13 protein-coding genes are annotated in these 20,145 nt (G+C 49.8%); 11 read left to right on the top strand and 2 right to left on the bottom strand.

Annotated features, from left to right (window positions below; genetic code table 11):
* Positions 1-43: 43 nt before the first annotated feature.
* The 6 genes from FPE01S_RS23185 to FPE01S_RS23210 all read left to right on the top strand — a co-directional run bounded on the left by FPE01S_RS23185 (position 44) and on the right by FPE01S_RS23210 (position 9,990).
* Positions 44-4,408, top strand: a complete 4,365-nt coding sequence (locus FPE01S_RS23185; RefSeq protein WP_046371494.1) for a CusA/CzcA family heavy metal efflux RND transporter — start codon at positions 44-46, stop codon at positions 4,406-4,408.
* 11 nt (positions 4,409-4,419) lie between these two features.
* A complete protein-coding gene (locus FPE01S_RS23190; protein WP_046371495.1) occupies positions 4,420-5,559 on the top strand; it encodes an efflux RND transporter periplasmic adaptor subunit in 1,140 nt (379 codons plus the stop codon).
* 30 nt (positions 5,560-5,589) lie between these two features.
* Positions 5,590-6,402 carry a helix-turn-helix transcriptional regulator gene (locus FPE01S_RS23195; protein ID WP_046371496.1) on the top strand — a complete coding sequence of 271 codons (813 nt, stop codon included), beginning with the start codon at positions 5,590-5,592 and terminating at the stop codon, positions 6,400-6,402.
* A 65-nt stretch (positions 6,403-6,467) separates the two neighbouring features.
* A complete protein-coding gene (locus FPE01S_RS23200) occupies positions 6,468-6,938 on the top strand; it encodes a YybH family protein (RefSeq protein ID WP_174446990.1) in 471 nt (156 codons plus the stop codon).
* 117 nt (positions 6,939-7,055) lie between these two features.
* Positions 7,056-8,096, top strand: coding sequence for an alcohol dehydrogenase AdhP (adhP, locus tag FPE01S_RS23205; protein WP_046371497.1), 1,041 nt, complete (start codon positions 7,056-7,058; stop codon positions 8,094-8,096).
* A 97-nt stretch (positions 8,097-8,193) separates the two neighbouring features.
* On the top strand, positions 8,194-9,990 hold the full coding sequence (locus FPE01S_RS23210) for a hypothetical protein (RefSeq protein ID WP_157474143.1): 1,797 nt from the start codon (positions 8,194-8,196) through the stop codon (positions 9,988-9,990).
* On the opposite strand, the gene FPE01S_RS23215 is transcribed toward FPE01S_RS23210, so the two are convergent.
* Entirely contained in the window at positions 9,987-11,390 is a 1,404-nt protein-coding gene (locus tag FPE01S_RS23215) for a B12-binding domain-containing radical SAM protein (protein WP_046371499.1), read from the bottom strand. The two genes, FPE01S_RS23210 and FPE01S_RS23215, sit on opposite strands and share 4 nt — an antisense overlap.
* A gap of 192 nt (positions 11,391-11,582) precedes the next feature.
* Between FPE01S_RS23215 and FPE01S_RS23220 the strand changes: the two genes are divergently transcribed.
* The gene (locus tag FPE01S_RS23220; RefSeq protein WP_046371500.1) at positions 11,583-12,353 is read left to right on the top strand and encodes a hypothetical protein; all 771 of its coding nucleotides are present in this window, start codon (positions 11,583-11,585) and stop codon (positions 12,351-12,353) included.
* Here FPE01S_RS23220 and FPE01S_RS23225 read toward each other — a convergent pair.
* A complete protein-coding gene (locus tag FPE01S_RS23225; protein WP_046371501.1) occupies positions 12,350-12,685 on the bottom strand; it encodes a hypothetical protein in 336 nt (111 codons plus the stop codon). The genes FPE01S_RS23220 and FPE01S_RS23225 overlap by 4 nt on opposite strands.
* 89 nt (positions 12,686-12,774) lie before the next feature.
* Between FPE01S_RS23225 and FPE01S_RS23230 the strand changes: the two genes are divergently transcribed.
* The 4 genes from FPE01S_RS23230 to FPE01S_RS23245 all read left to right on the top strand — a co-directional run.
* Positions 12,775-13,458: a response regulator transcription factor gene (locus FPE01S_RS23230; protein WP_046371502.1), complete on the top strand. Its 684-nt coding sequence runs from the start codon at positions 12,775-12,777 to the stop codon at positions 13,456-13,458.
* Complete coding sequence (locus FPE01S_RS23235; RefSeq protein ID WP_046371503.1) at positions 13,455-14,807, top strand: sensor histidine kinase; 1,353 nt, start codon at positions 13,455-13,457, stop codon at positions 14,805-14,807. The genes FPE01S_RS23230 and FPE01S_RS23235 overlap by 4 nt, the downstream gene beginning before the upstream one ends.
* 299 nt (positions 14,808-15,106) lie before the next feature.
* Complete coding sequence (locus FPE01S_RS23240; protein WP_046371504.1) at positions 15,107-16,135, top strand: PorP/SprF family type IX secretion system membrane protein; 1,029 nt, start codon at positions 15,107-15,109, stop codon at positions 16,133-16,135.
* An 83-nt stretch (positions 16,136-16,218) separates the two neighbouring features.
* A partial coding sequence (locus FPE01S_RS23245) for a beta strand repeat-containing protein (protein ID WP_157474144.1) occupies positions 16,219-20,145 on the top strand: 3,927 nt, incomplete at its 3' end.

Raw genomic sequence — 20,145 nt, forward strand, 5'->3', positions numbered from 1 at the left:
AGTGAACAGGCGTGTATTACTTACTTGAAATCGAGAAAAGGTTATGTTACAGCATATCATCAGTTTTTCCGTAAGGAACAAGCTGATCATTGGAATATTTGTACTTGCACTGATTGGCTGGGGGGCATGGGAAGTCACCCGGTTACCCATAGACGCTGTTCCTGATATTACTGACAACCAGGTACAGGTACTCACGGTTTCCCCATCCCTGGGAGCACCTGATGTTGAAAGGCTCATCACTTTTCCTATCGAACAATCATGCAGCAGCATCTCCGGACTGAAACAGATCAGGAGTTTTTCACGGTTCGGGCTGTCGCTCGTGACGATTGTCTTTGATGAAGAAACTGATGTTTACTGGGCCCGGCAGCAGATCAGCGAAAGATTACAGCAGGTGACCCGGGACCTGCCGGATGGCATCGGCACGCCTGAAATGGCACCGGTCTCCACAGGCCTCGGCGAGATCTACCAGTACGTAGTGCGCCCTGTGAAAGGGTACGAAAGCAAATACAACGAGATGGACCTCCGGACCATCCAGGACTGGATCGTCCGCCGCCAGCTTTTGGGTACGCCGGGCGTTGCTGAAGTGGCCAGCTTCGGAGGAAAGCTTAAACAATATGAAATTGCTGTCAGGCAGGAACAGCTGAAGGCACATAACATTACCATCGGTGGGGTGTTTGAGGCGCTCGAAAAGAACAACCAGAATACTGGCGGGGCCTATATCGAAAAGGGACCAACTGTGCTGTATATCCGCAGCGAGGGGCTCACTACTTCAATTGACGATATACAGAAGATCGTCATCCGAAACCTGGCTAACGGGACGCCCTTATTGCTGCGTGATGTGGCGGAAGTCGGTTATGGCTCAGCCATCCGGTACGGCGCGATGACATACAATGACCAGGGCGAAGTTGCCGGTGCCGTGGTCATGATGCTGAAAGGTGAAAATTCCTCGGTGGTGATCAAACGCGTGAAGGCGAAGATCGCCGAAATTCAGAAAATGCTCCCGGAAGGAGTGGTGGTGGAACCCTTCCTTGACCGGACGAAAATGGTCAACAACGCCATTAAGACCGTTGAGACCAACCTGCTGGAAGGGGCGCTGATCGTCATCTTCGTACTGGTCTTCTTTTTGGGAAACATTCGGGCGGGTCTCATCGTGTCATCCGTTATTCCGCTGTCAATGTTGTTTGCGATTATCCTGATGAACAAATTCGGGGTGGGCGGTAACCTCATGTCGCTCGGCGCGATCGATTTCGGCCTTATCGTGGATGGTGCCGTGATCGTCGTGGAAGCGATTCTTCACCGGTTTTCCCATTCCAGGCATTTCAGGGGAATATCCCGACTTAGCCAGCAACAGATGGATAACGAGGTCAGTAAATCGACCGGGGCGATGATCAAGTCCGCCGTATTCAGCCAGATCATCATCCTGATCGTATACCTGCCCATTTTATCCCTGGAAGGCATAGAAGGCAAGATGTTCAAACCAATGGCCCTCACCATTGCCTTCGCTATACTGGGCGCATTCCTGCTTTCCGTCACCTATGTACCGATGATGGCTGCATTGTGTCTGAATAAAAAACTTTCACATCAGCACACGGTGACGGACAAACTGATGATCTGGCTGGAAAGAAAATATCAGCCGCTCCTGGGAAAGATCCTGAAACTGCCGAAGTTCACCATAGCCCTGACACTGGCCCTCTTTTTTGTTGCGGTAGTGATCCTCAGCCGGATGGGCGGGGAATTCATCCCGCAACTTGAAGAAGGTGATTTTGCTGTCGAAACGCGGTTGCTTACAGGAAGTAACCTGAACAACACCATCCGGTCAACACAACAGGCATCGAAAATCCTGCTGGAAAAATTCCCGGAAGTGGAAAAGGTAGTCACCAAGATCGGCAGTGCTGAAATCCCAACCGATCCGATGCCTTTTGAAGCTGGTGACATGATGGTCATCCTGAAGGAAAAGAGTGAATGGACGTCCGCACATTCCTTCCCGGAACTGAAAGATAAAATGACCCGGGCGCTGGACGTGATTCCGGGCATCACCGTCGGTTTTCAGTTCCCGGTGCAGATGCGTTTCAACGAGTTGATGACCGGTGCGCGGCAGGACATCGTCTGCAAGATCTTTGGCGAGAACCTGGATAGTCTTGCAGCTTATGCGCACCGCCTCACGGATATTATCAAAACCGTTGACGGTGCGGTAAACATCTACGAAGAGACAGTAACCGGTATGCCGCAGGTCGTGATTCAGTATGACCGCGATGGCATGGCCAAGTATGGCCTGAATGTGAGTGATATCAACCGCGTGGTCAACACGGCATTTGCCGGCCAGGCAGCGGGACAGGTGTACGAAGGGGAAAAGCGGTTTGACATGACCGTCCGGCTGGCGGGAGATGCACGCAAAACCCTTCATGATGTGCAGAACCTGATGGTACAGACAGCCCAGGGTACCCAGATCCCGCTGTCGTTCGTGGCCAATATTGAAGAGGTGGAAGGCGTCAACCAGATCCAGCGCGAGAACACGCGGAGAAGAATAATCGTGGGGTTCAACGTGAATGGCCGGGATGTTCAGTCCATTGTAAGCGAACTGCAGCATAAAGTTGAACAGCAACTGAACCTGCAGAAAACCTACACTATTGCGTATGGCGGTTCTTTTGAAAACATGACCGCAGCGAAGGATCGGTTAGCCATCGTGGTGCCGATCGCACTGTTCCTGATCTTCCTGTTGCTGTATTTCGCTTTTGGTTCAGTAAAACAAGGGTTGCTGATTTACACTGCCATACCTCTCTCTGCCACGGGCGGCATTTTCGCCCTGGCCATGCGGGATATGCCTTTCAGTATTTCCGCAGGTGTCGGTTTTATCGCACTCTTTGGTGTTGCCGTACTGAATGGCATCCTCCTGGTTTCAGAATTCAACCGGTTGAAAAACGATGGGTGGACTGATGTCCGGCGCATTGTCATCCATGCCACCAAATCCAAATTAAGAGCCGTGCTGATGACAGCCCTCGTGCCATCGCTCGGATTCATTCCCATGGCCATCAGTACCGGCGCAGGCGGTGAAGTGCAGAAGCCTCTTGCTACGGTGGTGATCGGCGGATTAATAATATCAACCATGCTTACCCTTTTTGTATTGCCTGTATTGTATATCCTGTTTGAAAACGGTCTTAAAAAACCCAGGCCTCAAAAAGCAGCTGTAACGATCCTTCTGTTGTTATTGTCTGTTTCGCTTACGCAAGCGCAAAAGCCGATTACCCTGCAGGCCGCGATCGACAGCGCGGTGAAAAACAACGCTTCACTGGAGGTCTCCAGGACCCAGGTGCGTTTTGCGGAGGCACTGAAAAAGAGTCACCTCGACATTGAGAAGACAGAAGCCGGCTTTGAATACGGAAAATTCAACAGCATGGCCAACGACAACAAATTTTCACTATCCCAATCTATCCCTTTCCCAACCATTTTCCGCCTCCAGGGTGCCATCAATCAAATGAATATCGCTATCAGCAAGAGCAGTCTGAAACAGAAACAGCTGGACATAACCGTACAGGTCAAAACCCGTTTTTACCAGTTGGTCGTACTGCAACGGAAAAGACAGTTGCTCCGCGACGCCGACAGCCTGTATAGGCATTTCCTGCAGCGGGCGCAGCAACGATTCGCAGCAGGGGAGACGGATATCCTGGAAAAGACTACTGCAGAAAACCAGCGCCTGCAGATAGCCAGCCAGCTGCGGGAATTGGCTACGGCGTACGCAGTGATTCAAAATGACCTGGGCCTTTTGATCAACAGTGCGGTGGCAGTTGAACCTATTGCTGATTCGATAGCATACCTCATGCCTGTAATCCCTGATTCCGCTATCCTGGAAGCTCTACCGGCCCTGCAGCTGCAACAGCAGATGATCATTTTATCCGAACAACAGGTGAAGCTGGAGAAAAGCAGGTTGCTGCCTTCCTTCAATGCCGGCGTGAACAGTTCTACCATTATAGGCTGGCAGGCGAACCAGCAAAAGGAAGAAACCTGGTATGGCAGCAACAGGCGGTTCAATTCCGCCAGCGTGGGAATCGGAATTCCGATTTTTTCCGGAGCACAGCGATCGCGCATCAATGCGGCCCGGGTGTTCGTGCGCCAGAAGTCGGCTGAAAAGGACGCCCTCCGGCAGGAATTGTCTACCGCATTTGCCAATGCAACCGAACAATACCAGCTCAATGCACAACAGGCGGCAACCTATCAAAGTCAGCTGTTGCCCAATGCAAGCGAGATTCTGCAAACGGCCACACAAAAGTTGCATGCAGGCGATATCGGTTACCTCGATTTTGTGATTCATGTCAACCAGGCACTCGGCATTCGCAACGACTACCTGAACACCATCCAGCAGCTGAATACGGCTGCTTTTGAACTGGAAAAACTCAGCGGCATCAACCCATAAAAAATCATCAAATGAAAATCTTCCACACCACAATAATATTATTGCTCTTTGCTTCAGTTTCATGCAGGCAGACGACTCAACCGGCTGACGCTACTGAAAAGCAGAATTACCTACCGGCTGATACGGCAATTGTAGCCCTTACAGCAGAACAAATGAAAAACGCGGGTATAGAAACCGGGGCCCCGGAAGAAAAAGAAATGCACAGTACGATCAGGGTGAACGGCACCATTGAAGTGCCACCCGCCAATATCGCTTCTGTGAGTGCACCCCTTGGAGGCTATATCAAAAAGACGGCTTTGATCCCCGGGCAGAAAGTGAATAAAGGCAGTGTGCTGGCCACGCTGGAAGATCAGCAGTATATTCAGCTGCAGCAGGATTACCTCACTGCACAAAGCAGGCTGGCATTCCTGGAGGCGGATTATACGCGCCAGAAGGGATTGAATGAAACCAAAGCCACCAGCGACAAGATCTTCCAGGAAGTGGCGAGTAATTTCCAGAGCCAGAAAGTACTGTTGCGTTCCCTGGCAGAAAAACTGCGACTTATCGGAATTAACCCGGAGACGCTGAATGAAAACACCATTTCACGTACTGTTCACCTGTATGCACCATTCAGCGGGTATATTACGCGGGTGAACGTCAATATGGGCAAGTATGCTGGTCCGACGGATGTGTTGTTTGAGCTGATTAATCCGGATGACCTGCACCTGACACTCACGGTTTTTGAAAACGATGCATCCAGGCTTTCCGTAGGGCAGAAGATCACCTGTTCTACGAACAGCCATCCTGGTGAAAAATATTCAGCAACCATAGTGTTCATTACCCCAAGTATAGGGGAGGAGCGCAGTACAGAAGTGCATTGTGATTTTGACAACCGGAGCAAACTGCTGCCGGGCACTTACATGAATGCCACGATCGAACTGACGAATGCACGCCTCAGGGCTGTTCCGGATGACGCCGTAGTCAAATGGCAAAACAGATATTATCTCTTCGGCGTAGAGGGCAGTGACCGTTTCAGGATGATCCCGGTGGATGTCAGTGAATCTTCGGATGGCTATACGGCGATCCAGGGGGCACTTCCGGCAACAAGGATAGTAACAAAGAATGCCTATACGATCCTGATGAAAATGAAGAACAGTGGCGAAGAAGAATAAAAGGTAATTTAGCCGAAACTGTCTGTCGGCATGTTGCTTTACCAGGAAATACAACCGTCACCGGCGCTACGGCACCATATCAGATGTTATTACACATTTGAATCGGACAGTACTATTCAGGATACCGTGTTTCCTGGTGGCTTTATGGAATTCATCTTTAACCTGGGGGATGGCTTCTGGAAGACTCAGCAAAATGAGCGGTTCCTGACTACGCCGCCGGTCGAGTTGTGGGGGCAGATCACCCAACCGCTCCGGGTAAAGGCGGGGGGGAAGAATCACATGTTGGGTGTGCGGTTTTACCCTCATGCAGCATCTTTGTTCCTGCGCCAGGAAGCATCACATTTCAATGACCAGGTGATGGACCTGCGGGATGTGGTCGGCGGAGAAGTGGTGACGCTTTATGAGCAGTTATTGAATACTCCTGTATCCTCAGACAGGATAAGTGTACTGGAAACCTGGCTGCTTCAACGAATCGCCGGGGAGACGGTGCTTTCCGGAAAAATGCCATTGATCTCGCAGGTCGTGAACGATCTTTCGCTGCCGGATAATGCGTTGACGGTGGAAACCGTTGCCAGCAGGTATAATATCAGTCCCAGGTACCTGCACAAGTTGTTTGTACTTTATACAGGAATCGGTCCGAAATCTTTTATGAAAATCCGCCGGTTCCGCAGAAGCCTGGCCCTGTTACGGCAGGAGAACGAATCGCTTACGGCCGTTGCCTACGAGGCCGGTTATTTTGACCAGGCACATTTTATCAGGGAGTTCAAGGCGTTTACCGGGCTGGTGCCTTCCGCGTACTCGGCAGATGAGTTCCCGGTATCGCAGGCGACTACGGAAAGCTGATATCAGTTCCGATTTGTACAATTTGGTCTTTGTGGTCCTGTATAGTTTTGTGGCAAATCTTTACAATGAAAAGGATATTAGTTTATTTAGCCACTGTAGTGTTTTTCGCTGTAGCCTCCGGAACCGACGTCGCCGCTCAGCATTCCGCGGCCCTGGAAGAAGCCAAAAAAGCCATTGCTGAAAGCAACGCCATCTATTTTCAATCCTTTGCCAAAGGCGATTCCAGCATTTTTATCAACCGGTATGCAGAAGACGCCTGCATCATGGCACCCAATTCACCGGCTTTGTGCGGTGCCGCTGCACCGTTGCAGTTTTTCAGACTGGCCTATAACGATATTGGTCTGAGGAATGGCAAATTCATAACACAGGAAGTGTATGGAGCAGGAGAGGGGTATGTGGTGGAAGTCGGGCTTTGGCAGAGTTTTAATGCGAAAGGTGAACTTTTTGACGATGGCAAATTCCTGGTGCTCTGGAAAAAAACGACAAGGGGCTGGAAGATGTACCGGGATTCATTCAGCAGCAACCGCCAGCATTAAAATTCCATGAGCATTTTGGGAGCGGAATGAATCACAACTGATTTTAGTAATTTCATCCTTACGGCTGATGCGCTGATCTGTAGCAATCATTTTTTCACTACCAAAATGCATTTTTCAATGATTCCAGAAGTGATGAAAGCAGCTGTTTTGTATGAGTTCGGAAAGCCCCTGCAGATTGAACAGGTTCCGGTAAAAAGGCCCGGTATTCATCAGATTCTCGTCAGGGTGATCGTCTGCGGTGTTTGTCATACAGACCTGCATGCCTGCGAAGGCGACTGGCCTGTAAAACCGAAATTACCGTTGATCCCTGGCCATGAAGGCATCGGTGAAGTGGTAGAATTGGGCCCGGAAGTGACAAACGTAAAGCTGGGTGATATCGTGGGGGTGCCCTGGTTGTTCAGCGCATGCGGCGAATGCGAGTATTGTATAACAGGATGGGAAACGCTCTGCGAAAGTCAGCAAAATGGCGGCTACAGTGTAGATGGCGGCTATGCGGAGTACGTGGTGGCTGATTCCCGTTATATCGCCCATTTTCCCAAAAATATGAACCTGGCAGAAGCAGCACCCATTACCTGCGCAGGAGTAACCGTGTACAAAGGGCTAAAAGAAACGGACACACAACCAGGTGAATGGGTAGGAATCTCCGGTATCGGTGGTCTCGGACACCTGGCAGTTCAGTACGCCAAGGCGATGGGACTGAAGGTTGCGGCGATCGATGTGGCGGATGACAAATTAGCGCTTGCAAAGCGGCTCGGCGCGGATTTGGTGGTAAACGCCAGAAAAGAGGACCCGGGCGTATTTCTGAAAGAAAAGACCGGGGGGATGCATGGCGTATTGGTAACAGCCGTCTCACCAATAGCCTATAAACAGGGGTTGTCAGTACTCCGCAGGAAAGGAACACTTTCCATGACTGGGCTGCCACCCGGCAATTTTGAAATGCCCATTTTCGAAACGGTGCTCTTCCGGCACACCATACGGGGATCGATCGTCGGAACGAGAAAAGACATGCAGGAAGCCATTGCTTTCGCAGCTGACGGTAAAGTAAAATCCAGTGTGCATATAGCAAAACTGGAAGACATCAACGCTGTCTTTGAGCAAATGAAAAAGGGTGAGATTGAAGGACGGATTGTATTACAAATTGCAGATACTACATCCTAAACCAATCAACTGCTCACAACGCAGTAACGCTTAATACTAATGCCGGTGGATTTTCGTTCAAAGGTCTCCGTTCTGGAGACAAGAAATCTATGCAGGCATGAAACCAATCGTTACATTAATTACGGTCATTGGACTCGTGGCTATATTGCCGGGTTGCAAAAAGAGTGATCATTTACCACTGAAGGAACCTGATCCTGTAACGCCGGACCTATCCACAAGGCTTTCAACTTCGGTATCGGGATATGTTACCGATGCGGAGGGGAAACCCGTGGCTATGGCAGCAGTCAACATGGGGAACACCGATGCGGTAACGGATGAATATGGCTATTTCTCTTTCAGCCAGGAACTTGTTCCGGCTGCGGCGGCGCTTATAAAGGTTTCAAGGAACGGCTTTTTTACCGGTTATAAAACCATATCGCCCAGGACGGACGGGAATGGGTTTGTCCGAATTCGCCTGACCCCAAAAGCACTCTCAGGAACATTTCCAGCCACCGCTGGCGGGGAAATCGTTACCGCTGATGGCACCAGGATCGTAATTCCGGCAGATGCCGTGGTATCGGCCGCCAATGGAACCGTTTATGATGGAATGGTACAGGTCAACTGCAAAAACCTGACGACCACAGAGACTCCGGATGCAGCGGACTTCCTGCCGGGCGATGGCAGGGGAACAGATAATTCCGGTTACCTGAAAGCTTTGCGCTCGTTCGGAATGGCAGCAATAGAACTAACCGGAAGTAGTGGCCAGGCATTACAGATAGCGCAGGGCAAAACAGCCAGCATATGTATACCCATTCCAGCTGCGATGGCGGGATCTGCACCACAGGAAATAGCCCTTTGGAGTCTGAATGAAACAACAGGACTATGGAAACAGGAGGGAACTGCTGTCAGGAAAGGTGACAGTTATTGTGGGAATACCACCCATTTTTCATTCTGGCAGGGCGCTGAAGGAATTCCCCTGGTCAACTTCAAAGCCCGGGTAGTGAATGAGCATGGTGATCCGCTGGCAAATGTGCCGGTGAGCATCACCGTAGCAGGTATGCCGCTGAATGCAGGCTATGGCCGTTTTGGCTACAGCGATGCCGACGGCAATATCAGTGGGTCGGTATTTGCCAACCGCAGCCTGATCCTGCAGGTGATGACGCCCTGTGCAGTTGCCGCTTATGCACAGCCATTTGTTACCACCTCTACCGCTATCGATCTCGGCCAGGTTTCCGGGAATATGGGCCAAAGCCTGGTTACCCTGACCGGAACTGTTGCCAATTGCTTAAACCAGCCTGTTGAGGATGGCTATGTACAAACTTATGATCATGGCTTCTATAACAGGATCCCTGTAGTGGACGGCCGTTTCAGCTTTACGGCAATGGCCTGCAGTAATCTTCCCGTAAACATCGTTGCTGTGGATAACCTTACCAACCAGCAGGGTGAGCCTCAAATCATTAACCTGGTTGCCGGGCTCAATGATCTCGGCAACCTGACAGCCTGCGGAACAAGCACAATGGGGAATATCACCTTTACGATCGACGGCGTCACCACAACATTGAATGAGCCTGCCATGAAAATGGCAGGGTTTTACCTGGTGCCCCCTTCTGAAAGTGCCGCGAATATCAATACGCAGATTGTTACGTTGAGCCATAATGCAACCAGTAACCCCGATATCAGTTTCCAGTTCGATGGCAACAGGACCATTGGTGAATCTCATTTTGTTACCGAGGTTTTCTCGCCAAAATTTGCCGGCGGCCGCGGGTACTGGCCTGAGCCCATTCCACTAGCCATCACTGAATATGGTGAAATTGGTGGCTTTATCAGCGGATCGTTTACTGGTAAGCTTATTGCGTTTGACAATTCGGCCGTACATGATTTCAGTTGCAGTTTCCGTGTGAGGAGACACAACTAGGCAATCGCGGGAAAGGGGGACCGGGGTGAGTTATATTTTCCGTTCCTGCTCCTGGACAGAATTGATTCCAGAAGCGGCAGCATCTTATTTAACCCCCTGGTCTTAATTACCATATTCCAAAGCGGTTCAAACTTCTTCCATCCCCCGGAATAGGCGAAATGTTTGAGGATCATTTCCGGCTGATCATGTTGCCAACTTGCTTTAGCAATATTGCGCCAGGAGTAGAATGACCGGTAGGCCCAGTCATAACCCGATTTCAATTCCGATGCAGACAGTCCGTAGGTTCTGTAAACAACCTGTCGGGTATCATACTGATCCCAGTTCCGGTGAAGTATCCGGCCCTCTGCCTCCATTTGCCTGTAAAGCCGGGTTCCCGGATAGGGGGTAAGGATATGGTAAGTGCTGGTAGTAAGACCGCTGTTCACGCCCCAGTCGACCGTTCTTTTAAAGACATCTTTATCATCATCGTCGAGTCCGAAAACGAAACTTCCATTGATCATTATTCCAAGCGAATGCAGTTTGTGGATGGCTTCCCGGTAGCTCCGGTTAAGATTCTGTTTCTTGTTGCTCTGCAGGAGGTTATTCTGGCTTAAAGATTCGAATCCGATAAAAATACTGCGTAACCCGGCCGCGGCAGCCTTCTCAATCAGATCATTTCGGAGGATCGCATCTACCGTAGAAGCCCCCTGGAATACCCTGTCCATTCCGCGCATGCCTTCAAACAAAGCGGCAGCAAATTTTTGATTCCCCAGCAGGTGGTCATCCAGAAAATACAGATGCCGTCCCGGAAGCCTGTCGATCTCCCTAAGGGCAGCATCGGTTTTTTGCGTATAAAAAGATCGACCGCCTTCGAAGAAGGCATCCTTATAGCAGAAGTCGCAGTGATGCGGGCAACCTCTTGACACGACGATGGAATTGGGTACAAGGTAACGTTCCCTTTTGATCAGATCGCGTCTTACCGGCGGCAGCTCGCTGAGATCTCTCACCTGGTTGATATAACAGGAGCGCGGTTTCCCCATCCGGAAATCCTTTAGAAACTGCGGGAAAGTATCTTCCCCCGGACCGATAAAAATACTGTCCGCATGAGCCATTGCCTCCTCAGGAAGGGAAGTCACGTGCAGTCCGCCGAGGCAAACATATATCCCCCGTGCCCGGTAATGATCTGCCAGTGCATAAGCGCGGAAGGCATTGGTAATATACACCTGGATGACCACCAGGTCGGGCTGGTCATCGGTAACAAGTTTTTCCACGTGTTCATCCTGCAAGATGGGCTCGTCACTCTCAGAACAATAGGCAGCAAGTGTGGCCAGGCCCAGCGGGGGGAAAAGTGAGTATTTAATGGGACGCCAGAATGGACTTTTTGCTTCAGTCAATGCCGGAAGCACAAATTTGATTTTCATAAAGAGGTTTAATTCTGAAAGTTAAAGCACTTTTTATTTCAAAGTGCCAAAAGGCAGGTATGGTTTCCTGTTAAACAATTGCCAATCAATCGAAAATACTTTCTACTTTCGTGGTACTTTCCTTCCCGATCCTTTCTGTATCCGTTCCTGGTTGTCTACGCCATTTCGTACCCGACTCATAAAACCACAACCATGTTACGCAAACGATCCCTGGCCGGAGTGATCTGTCTGTTACTCCTGCTTTCACGCCCGGTATTCGCCCAGGAAACTACCATAGATTCCTCGTGGCACAATGCCCGCAAGAACGTCATACGTTATGACCTTTCAGGTGCTGCACTGTTCGGGTTTGACAAATATGTCGTTTTCGGTTATGAACGGGTGGTAAACAAGCATCAGAGCTTTTCGATCAATGGTGGAACTGTTGCCCTTCCTAAACTGGTAACCATTGAGACCGACAGTTTCTACCTTCAAAAGGATCTGAAGAATAACGGATTCAATATTTCAGCCGACTACCGTTTCTACCTGGCAAAAGAGAATAGATATTTCCCCCCACACGGCCTGTATATCGGTCCGTGGATATCCTACAACAAATTCACCCGAAACAATCAATGGACTTTCAGAAAAGGAAGTGCGGATGAGCAGCTGCTGACAACTGAAACGGACTTCAAGATTTTTTCGGTGGGCGGTGAACTTGGTTACCAGTTCATCGTCTGGAAACGGCTGGCCATTGACCTGGTAATGATCGGTCCGGGCATATCATCCTATGACCTGCAGGGTAAGTCAACTGGCAACCTGACCGAAGAGCAACGGGCGAAACTACAGGATGCCCTCAAACAACTGATCACCCAGAAATTTCCCGGGATGAACTATGTATTTGCCGACAAGTCGTTTGATGCCAGTGGATCAATGAAAACAACCAGTATTGGCTTCCGGTATATCGTACATATCGGGTTTGCCTTTTAGTTTTTAGCGGGAGCTTCCTGGGTTTCGACTAACCACCGCGTTGCTTTATACCGCGGTAGTAAATCATCCAGTTTTTGCTTCAGGAATTTGGAAACGACTTCAAATACCAGGAATCCGATCAGCGTGGAGATGCACCATTCCAGGGCGTGAAAGGATTGTTTGTCCACCACCGTTTTTCTTGCTGTGAGTCCCCATAAATTGTGAATAGAGCGGGTGGTAAAGAAATGGGCGACGAGGCGGGTGGAAGCCATGCCGATCACGAAACCTGCGAAATTGCCGGCAAGGTTACCGCTGAGATAGCTGAGGAATTTACCGGACATGCCATTTTTCATAAGGTGGATTTGAAGCAAAATACAACCAAATCCGCTATATCTCCCCATGCTTCAGAATTCCTTCAAAAATTGTCCGGAAATTTGAGAGCATGAAATTACTGGTGGTCGAAGACAACGAACATCTGGCTAAAAATACGCGCGACTTCCTGGTCAGGGAGGGCTATATCTGCGAGATCGCAGATACAGCCGATGCTGCGCGGGAAAAGATCAGCCTGTTCCAGTACGATCTGATCATACTGGACATCATGTTGCCGGATGGCAACGGGCTGAAATTGCTCGAACTGATCCGCCAGGAGCAGCAGCAGGGAAATGTGCTGATTACCTCCGCCAAAAACAGCATCGACGACAAGGTGACCGGCCTGGAGCTGGGGGCTGATGATTACCTTACCAAACCCTTCCACCTGAGTGAACTGCATGCCCGGATCCGGGCTATTTATCGCCGGAAAAACCTGCAGGGCAGCAACCTGGTACAGTTCCGGGAAATCAGCCTGAATACCGATACCCTGGAAGTAACCGTTAATCAGTCTCCTATGGAGGTGACCCGCAAGGAATTTGACCTGCTGCTTTATTTTATTGTCAATAAGAACAGGGTGCTGTCGAGGCAATCCATTGCAGCACACCTCTGGGGCGACTATACGGAAGATCTCGCTAATTTTGACTTTGTTTACCAGCATGTCAAGAATCTGCGCAAAAAGATCAGCGCAGTGAAAGGCGCCGACTATATCAGTACGGTTTATGGCATCGGGTACAAATTCAATGACAACGAATCATGAAGCTCGTTCATAAATTCACCCTTTGGTACCTCAGTATTGCAATGGTCTGCACCATTGCCGGTACCATGATCACTTATGTGAGTGTGAAAGACCGGATCAGCAAGGCCGCCACAAAAAGGCTGGAGAAGCTGAACCAGAGTGCCGTGGCACGTCTGGACAGGGGAGAAGCAGTTCCGCAGTACCTGGAAGGCGCTGAGCTGCAGGTTGAAAAAATAACCGGCAGTGATCATGACACCCGTTCAAGAGTTTCCCAGGAAGACATCAATGGTCCCTTTCACAGTCACCGTGAGATCAGGCTGACGGTTGCGACCGATCATGAAGTGAACGGCGTCTGGTACCGGATCCGCTCCTTTGATTACGTCACCCACACCGATCAGATCCTGTCTGGTATTGAAGCTTCCATCATCTGGAAATGGAGCATCATCCTGGGTTTGATATTTCTAACGGCGAGCCTTGCTTCCCGTATCATATTGGGACCGTTTCACAAGGCACTGCGGGCGATTGGCCGTTTTAATATCAAGAAGCAGCAACCGATCCGATTACCTGATACCAACACGCTGGAATTCAGGCAACTGAATCATTTTGTGAAAGGGATGTCGGATAAGGCCATTGAAGATTATTCCTCGCTGAAAGAATTTACCGAGAACGCTTCACATGAGCTGCAGACACCGGTAGCGATCATGCGCGGAAAACTGGAGTTGCTGGCCGAAACAGTTACAAATGATGAGCAGGCCATACTTATAAGTGATCTTCAGCAATCACTGGAAAAGATGTCTAAGATCAATCAATCCCTTACGTTGCTGGCGAGACTGGAAAATCATGAATATGCTGCGGAGGAACCAATCCGGTTCTGCAGGCTTATCAATGCGTCGCTGGCTACCTACCAGGAACTGGTAGACATGAAAGGCCTGCGCCTGGAAAAGACTGTAGAGAAGCAGGTTTGGGTGAATCTGCATCCTTTGCTTGCAGATATGTTGCTGAACAACCTGATCAGCAATGCCATCCGGCATAACACTGGCGAAGGAAGGATTGTCGTTTCACTGAGCAAACAATCGCTGCGGGTGAGCAACACCGGTGATGCTCCGGCGAATGGCACTGATGAATTATTCAGCAGGTTCAAGAAAGGCAATCAATGCAGCAAAGGAGTCGGAATCGGGTTGGCTATTGTAAAACAGATCTGCGAATTGAATCAATTCGTTATCAGTTATATATACCAGGATGGCTGGCATCACCTTCAGGTAGATTTTGATGCCGTTACACCGCCATCCGGGCACTTGCCCGGAGATGACCTCACAGTCCGGGAAAACCAGGCTGCATCAGCTCCTGTGAACCTGAAGCCTGCGTTATAGTAGAAGAAATACCGCACTTAATTTTAATTGGAATTTTTTTTCAAAGTGCTTGCATTCCTCAAAAAGCCTTTCTAAATTAGATACAGATTACCCCTTAGACCCAATCCAATTCATATCTAAAACAGATGGATTTAGTGCAACAGCATTAAAACCCAATATTCCCTCCGAGTTTAATTTACTGTGAACCCAGGTTGATCGTTGTTGTCTTCCCGAGGCGGGGAGCCAGACAGGAAAGTTCTGCCCTTATCCGAACAAAATTGAGATGATTTAACAGGAATACATGATGTAAAACTCTACCCGTGGGAAAAGTCTACCGGCTCGTGGCGACACTGGTTTTCCTCACGTTGGTTGGTTTGCGCACAGAGGCACAGGATCCTAGTTTTTCGCAATTTTTCGCTTCACCACTGAACATCAATCCGGCGCTTACCGGTAATATCAATGGTGAGTGGAGACTGGTCTCAAATCTGCGTTACCAATGGGCGGGACCGGCGTACCCTTATGTGACAGGAACGATTTCGTTCGACAAAAAAATTTTACGGAATAAACTTCCGGAAACCTCTGTGCTCGGCGTCGGTGGGATGCTGATGTATGACAAGGTAATGGATGGTGTTCTGAAAAGCAGCTATGCTTCACTGAACGTCAATTACAATATCCAGGTGGCAGGTGATGACTACAGCTCACATCACGTGGGGCTTGGTTTTGGTGGCATTTACGGCAACAGGAGAATGGATTTCAGCCGGCTTATTTTTGGCAACCAGTTCAATGGCACAACCTTTGACAAGAATCTGCCGACGGGCGAAAGTTCATTGGCACAGATGAAGCCATATTTCTCCACCAGCGTCGGCATGTTGTACAGCTATAATACTGAGTACGCAAACGTTGATGTAGGCGGATCTGCCTTTCACATCAATAAGCCCAAACAAACTTTTGTTCAGGATGAAAACCAGGTGTTGCCTGTACGTTATGTAGGGTACGCCAACTATCAGCAATTGCTGAGCAATATCCTTGTGCTGAATGCCAACGCTATCTATCAGCAACAGAGTACCACCAGTTATTTTTCCATTGGTGGCGCACTCGGATACTACCTCAGTGATCCTGAAGAAACGGATGATATTATTGTCAATGGCGGTTTATGGTATTGGTCGAAGAATGCTATCATACCATATGTTGGCCTTGTATATAAAAAATTCCAGGTCGGAATTACCTATGACATTACCATATCCAAATTAAGTGCTGGCACAAAGCGGCCGACCACCTTTGAATTATCACTGATCCTGAGAGGAGACAGGGAAAAACAGCGCGGCGTCATCTATTGTCCCTGGAAATAGCCTCAGGAAAATTACATCGACAGAGTAAATAGATCGTTCGATAGCCCTTTAGAATAAACGAAATCGTAGAAAACACGCACTGCATGTTGCAAGAAGTGTATTGCCAAACCCTGCCCCAACCTTACCAACCCGCCCCTGAAAGGCGGGCATCGGTAATTAAGGGAAGTGTGGCGATACCCGGCATGCCGATCATCGCAAAGATTTTAGCTATTGCAGCGTTGGCCTTTTTTCTTCCCGTTTCATTTTCCGGATTGCATGCGCAGATCAATAGCCTTAATCTGACAGCAAGTAACAACAGCCCCTGCGAGAATCAATCAGTGACTTTTACTGCTGAGGCTGATCCCACATCGGCTACCGGAAATGTTCAGTTTTTTATAGACGGCAGTCCAGTCGCTACGGTACCGCTTTCGGGCGGATCTGCAACTATACCGCCATCACCTTTGGCACCAGGCAATCACACCATTTATGCTGAATATGATGATGGGACCAATCCGGTGGTTACTTCAAATACCCTGAACATTACCGTTAACCCATTACCAACCGTTAGTGCCGGAACCTACACTGGCCAGTGTGTCAGCGGACCCTCCATTCCGTTAACGGGTAGTCCGGCCGGTGGAACCTTCAGCGGGACAGGCGTGAGCGGAAGCAATTTTAATCCTGCAACTGCCGGAGCAGGCACCCATACCATCACCTACACTTACACTAACGGAAACGGGTGCACGAATTCCGCCCAAACTACGATAACAGTTGCCAATTCACCTGCGACGCCTACAGCCAGCCTGGGAGGAGGTAGTTCCTGTGCGGGTATTGCGTTTGGAGCGACTACATTAAGCAGTACTACACCTGGTGCAACGATTAGCTGGACGGGCACTAATGACATCGGTTTCGGAACTAGCGGAACAGGCAATATACCTGCCTATACCGCAACCAATAATACAGGCGCAGATATCTTTACTGATATTACTGTAGTCGCCAGCCTTAACGGTTGTACCAGTGCACCATTGACATTCAGACGAACGGTTCGGGCCACACCCGTGATCAGCGTTAGCCCGACGAACCAGACAGTTTGTTCGGGTGTTGCGTTTTCAACAATCAACTTCACCAATGTAAACAGTACACCCGGCATTATCTATACCTGGAGCAGGGACAATACAGCCAATACAGCAGGTATGGATCCCAGTGATCCCGGAACCAATCCCACATCTATTTCCGGTGCACTCATCAACCTTACAGGATCATCACAAACATCAACATTTACCATCACTGCAACAGCGCCCAACGGTTGTACGTCACCGGCAGTGACTTCATCTGTAACGGTAAATCCTTATCCCAATATCCCGGCGATCGGCGGTCCCACATCTGTTTGCGAGGGAAGCACCATCCAATTGACCAATTCTACGGGAGGTGGTACATGGTCAAGCACAACGCCAGGTATTGCAACAGTGAATAGTTCAGGTGTGGTGACTGGCGTCAGTTCCGGAGCCGCCAATATAGTATACACCGTAACATCAGGCGGCTGTACCAACTTCGTTACCCGGGCTGTTAACGTCAATCCGCTACCCACCGTAGCAGCCGCAGCATCTGCTACAACCATTTGTGCCGGACAATCAGTGAACCTTTCTTCTACCGGATCGAATAGTGCAACCACCACGGTTTCATTCAGCAATACGCAAACGCAGGCTTTCCAGAATGGTAACCCGCAGTTTATCGACAAATCAGTAGTGGTGTCGGGTTTGCCGACCAATATGGGCGCGGTGACGATTTCCCTGACAGTAAATGTTGCCCACCAGCGTGACCGGGAAGTGGAGATGTATTTATTGCCTCCCTGCGGCGGCAATTTTGGCGCCGGCGCGGGAACGTTCGAATATACCATTGCGGCTGGCATGGGCGTCCGGCTGGTGGCTGACCAGGGCGGAACAGGTGTTAATTATGTCAACACTACTTTTACTGATGCCGCTGCGGCAACAGTTGGTGGGTCAGGCGCCATTGCACCGTTTACAGGCTCATTTCGCCCGGAACAGGCTTTCAGCACCCTGAATACTGGTTGTAATCCAAATGGAACATGGACACTCCGGATGGTGGATGATGAAAACACAGGCTATACCGGGGTCTTTAATAATTTCACCTTATCATTCACATACGGATCCGGTGCAGGATATACCTGGACTTCCCTGCCGGCAGGTTTCACTTCTTCCGTGGAAGATCCCGGCACCGTTACACCAGCAGTAACTACCACCTATATCGTTCGGCTCACGACTGCTTCCGGCTGTTTCCGCGAGGATCAGGTGACCGTAAACGTTACGCCGGCACCGACGATAACACTGGGTACCTCCCCGGTAGTTTGTCAGGGTACTACCTCAACGAGTTTGCCATATACAGGCACAACCGGGTCGCCGGATCAATACAGCATTACCTGGTCAGGCGGGGCACCCGGACAGGGCTTTACGAATGTGGGCTTTACCAGTCTGCCGGCGAGTCCCATACCGATAACAGTACCGGCAGGAGCAGCCGTCAATACGTATAATGGAACAATCACCGTAAGGGCAGGGGCGGGAGGTTGTTCGAGCGTGAGTGTTCCCTTTACTGTTCAGGTGGTAGCACCACCCACGATTACCCTTGGCCCGAATCCATCAGTCTGCCAGGGCACAACATCGGTCGGTCTGCCTTATACCGGTACCACGGGTACGCCCAACCAGTACAGTATCGACTGGAATGCAGCAGCAGAAGGAGCCGGACTTACCGACGTGGGCAATACGACATTACCGGCAACACCGATCACGCTTGCATTACCTGGCGCACTTGCACCGAACACTTATTCAGGAACGATCCGGGTGACCAATTCCACTACGGGTTGTCAAAGTGTTGCCGTGCCTTTCACCGTAACGGTGAATCCGGCACCAACCATTACACTAGGTGCAAACCCGACGGTTTGCCAGGGAGCTACCTCCGCAAGCCTTACTTACAGTGGAACAACAGGAGGAGCGAACCAGTATTCTCTGACATGGAGCGGTGCACCAGCTGGTTTCAACAATGTTGCGTTTACCAATTTGCCGGCGAGTCCTATTACTATAGCACTTCCCGCAGGTGCAGCCACAGGAACTTATAATGCTGTTCTGACGGTCAGGAATACAACCAATACCTGTGTCAGCATCAATTATAATATCAGTGTTACTATCGCACCACCGCCAACTATCACGATGGGACCAAATGTAATAGCCTGCGTAGGTACGACGCTGGTCAACTATACTTATACCTCAACAACAAATTCGCCTAACCAATACAGTATAGTTTGGGGACCAGCTGCAAATACGGCGGGCTTCCCCGATGTGACGAATGTGGCATTACCAGCCAGCCCCATTCCCATTACTATTCCTTCGAATCCTGCACCTGCAAACTACACAGGAACGCTTACGGTACGAAACTCGACAACTGGTTGTGTGAATACTGGAGTAACTATTACGATTTTTGTGCGACCCTTACCTGACATCACCTTAGGAGCAAATCCTGTGATCTGCGTTGGAACTACTGTAGCGCCTTTGCCATACAATTCCACACTGAATACGCCCAACCAGTACAGCATTGTCTGGGATGCAGCAGCGTTGTCAGCGGGCTTGACTAATTCAACGAATGTTGTCCTTCCTGCTTCACCTATCAATCTGGCAGTGCCCGCCGGTATCACGCCGGGCACTTATAATGGAACACTTACGGTACGGATCTCGGCAACAGGATGTATCAGCACACAAAAAGCATTCACCTTAACGGTTAACCCAGTAGTTACGCCGACTTTCAACGCGATTCCGGCAATTTGTGCTGGCTCCCCCATTAACCTGCTTACAACATCTACAAATGGCATTACCGGTACCTGGTCACCTGCCATCAACAATACAGCCACAACAACTTACACTTTCACACCAGCAGCAGGACAGTGTGCGAATACCACTACACTGACGGTAACAGTGAACCAACCGGTAACGCCGACCTTCGCCGCTATACCAGCAATCTGCGCAGGT

It is taken from the genome of Flavihumibacter petaseus NBRC 106054, from assembly GCF_000974785.1.
Lineage (GTDB): Bacteria > Bacteroidota > Bacteroidia > Chitinophagales > Chitinophagaceae > Flavihumibacter > Flavihumibacter petaseus.

What these genes read in the sequence shown, in the direction of transcription:
- FPE01S_RS23185 (WP_046371494.1), top strand. Translation starts at nt 44, where the DNA reads ATGTTACAGCATATCATCAGTTTTTCCGTAAGGAACAAGCTGATCATT.
- FPE01S_RS23190 (WP_046371495.1), top strand. Translation starts at nt 4,420, where the DNA reads ATGAAAATCTTCCACACCACAATAATATTATTGCTCTTTGCTTCAGTT.
- FPE01S_RS23195 (WP_046371496.1), top strand. Translation starts at nt 5,590, where the DNA reads ATGTTGCTTTACCAGGAAATACAACCGTCACCGGCGCTACGGCACCAT.
- FPE01S_RS23200 (WP_174446990.1), top strand. Translation starts at nt 6,468, where the DNA reads ATGAAAAGGATATTAGTTTATTTAGCCACTGTAGTGTTTTTCGCTGTA.
- adhP (WP_046371497.1), top strand. Translation starts at nt 7,056, where the DNA reads ATGATTCCAGAAGTGATGAAAGCAGCTGTTTTGTATGAGTTCGGAAAG.
- FPE01S_RS23210 (WP_157474143.1), top strand. Translation starts at nt 8,194, where the DNA reads ATGAAACCAATCGTTACATTAATTACGGTCATTGGACTCGTGGCTATA.
- FPE01S_RS23215 (WP_046371499.1), bottom strand. Translation starts at nt 11,390, where the DNA reads ATGAAAATCAAATTTGTGCTTCCGGCATTGACTGAAGCAAAAAGTCCA.
- FPE01S_RS23220 (WP_046371500.1), top strand. Translation starts at nt 11,583, where the DNA reads ATGTTACGCAAACGATCCCTGGCCGGAGTGATCTGTCTGTTACTCCTG.
- FPE01S_RS23225 (WP_046371501.1), bottom strand. Translation starts at nt 12,685, where the DNA reads ATGAAAAATGGCATGTCCGGTAAATTCCTCAGCTATCTCAGCGGTAAC.
- FPE01S_RS23230 (WP_046371502.1), top strand. Translation starts at nt 12,775, where the DNA reads ATGAAATTACTGGTGGTCGAAGACAACGAACATCTGGCTAAAAATACG.
- FPE01S_RS23235 (WP_046371503.1), top strand. Translation starts at nt 13,455, where the DNA reads ATGAAGCTCGTTCATAAATTCACCCTTTGGTACCTCAGTATTGCAATG.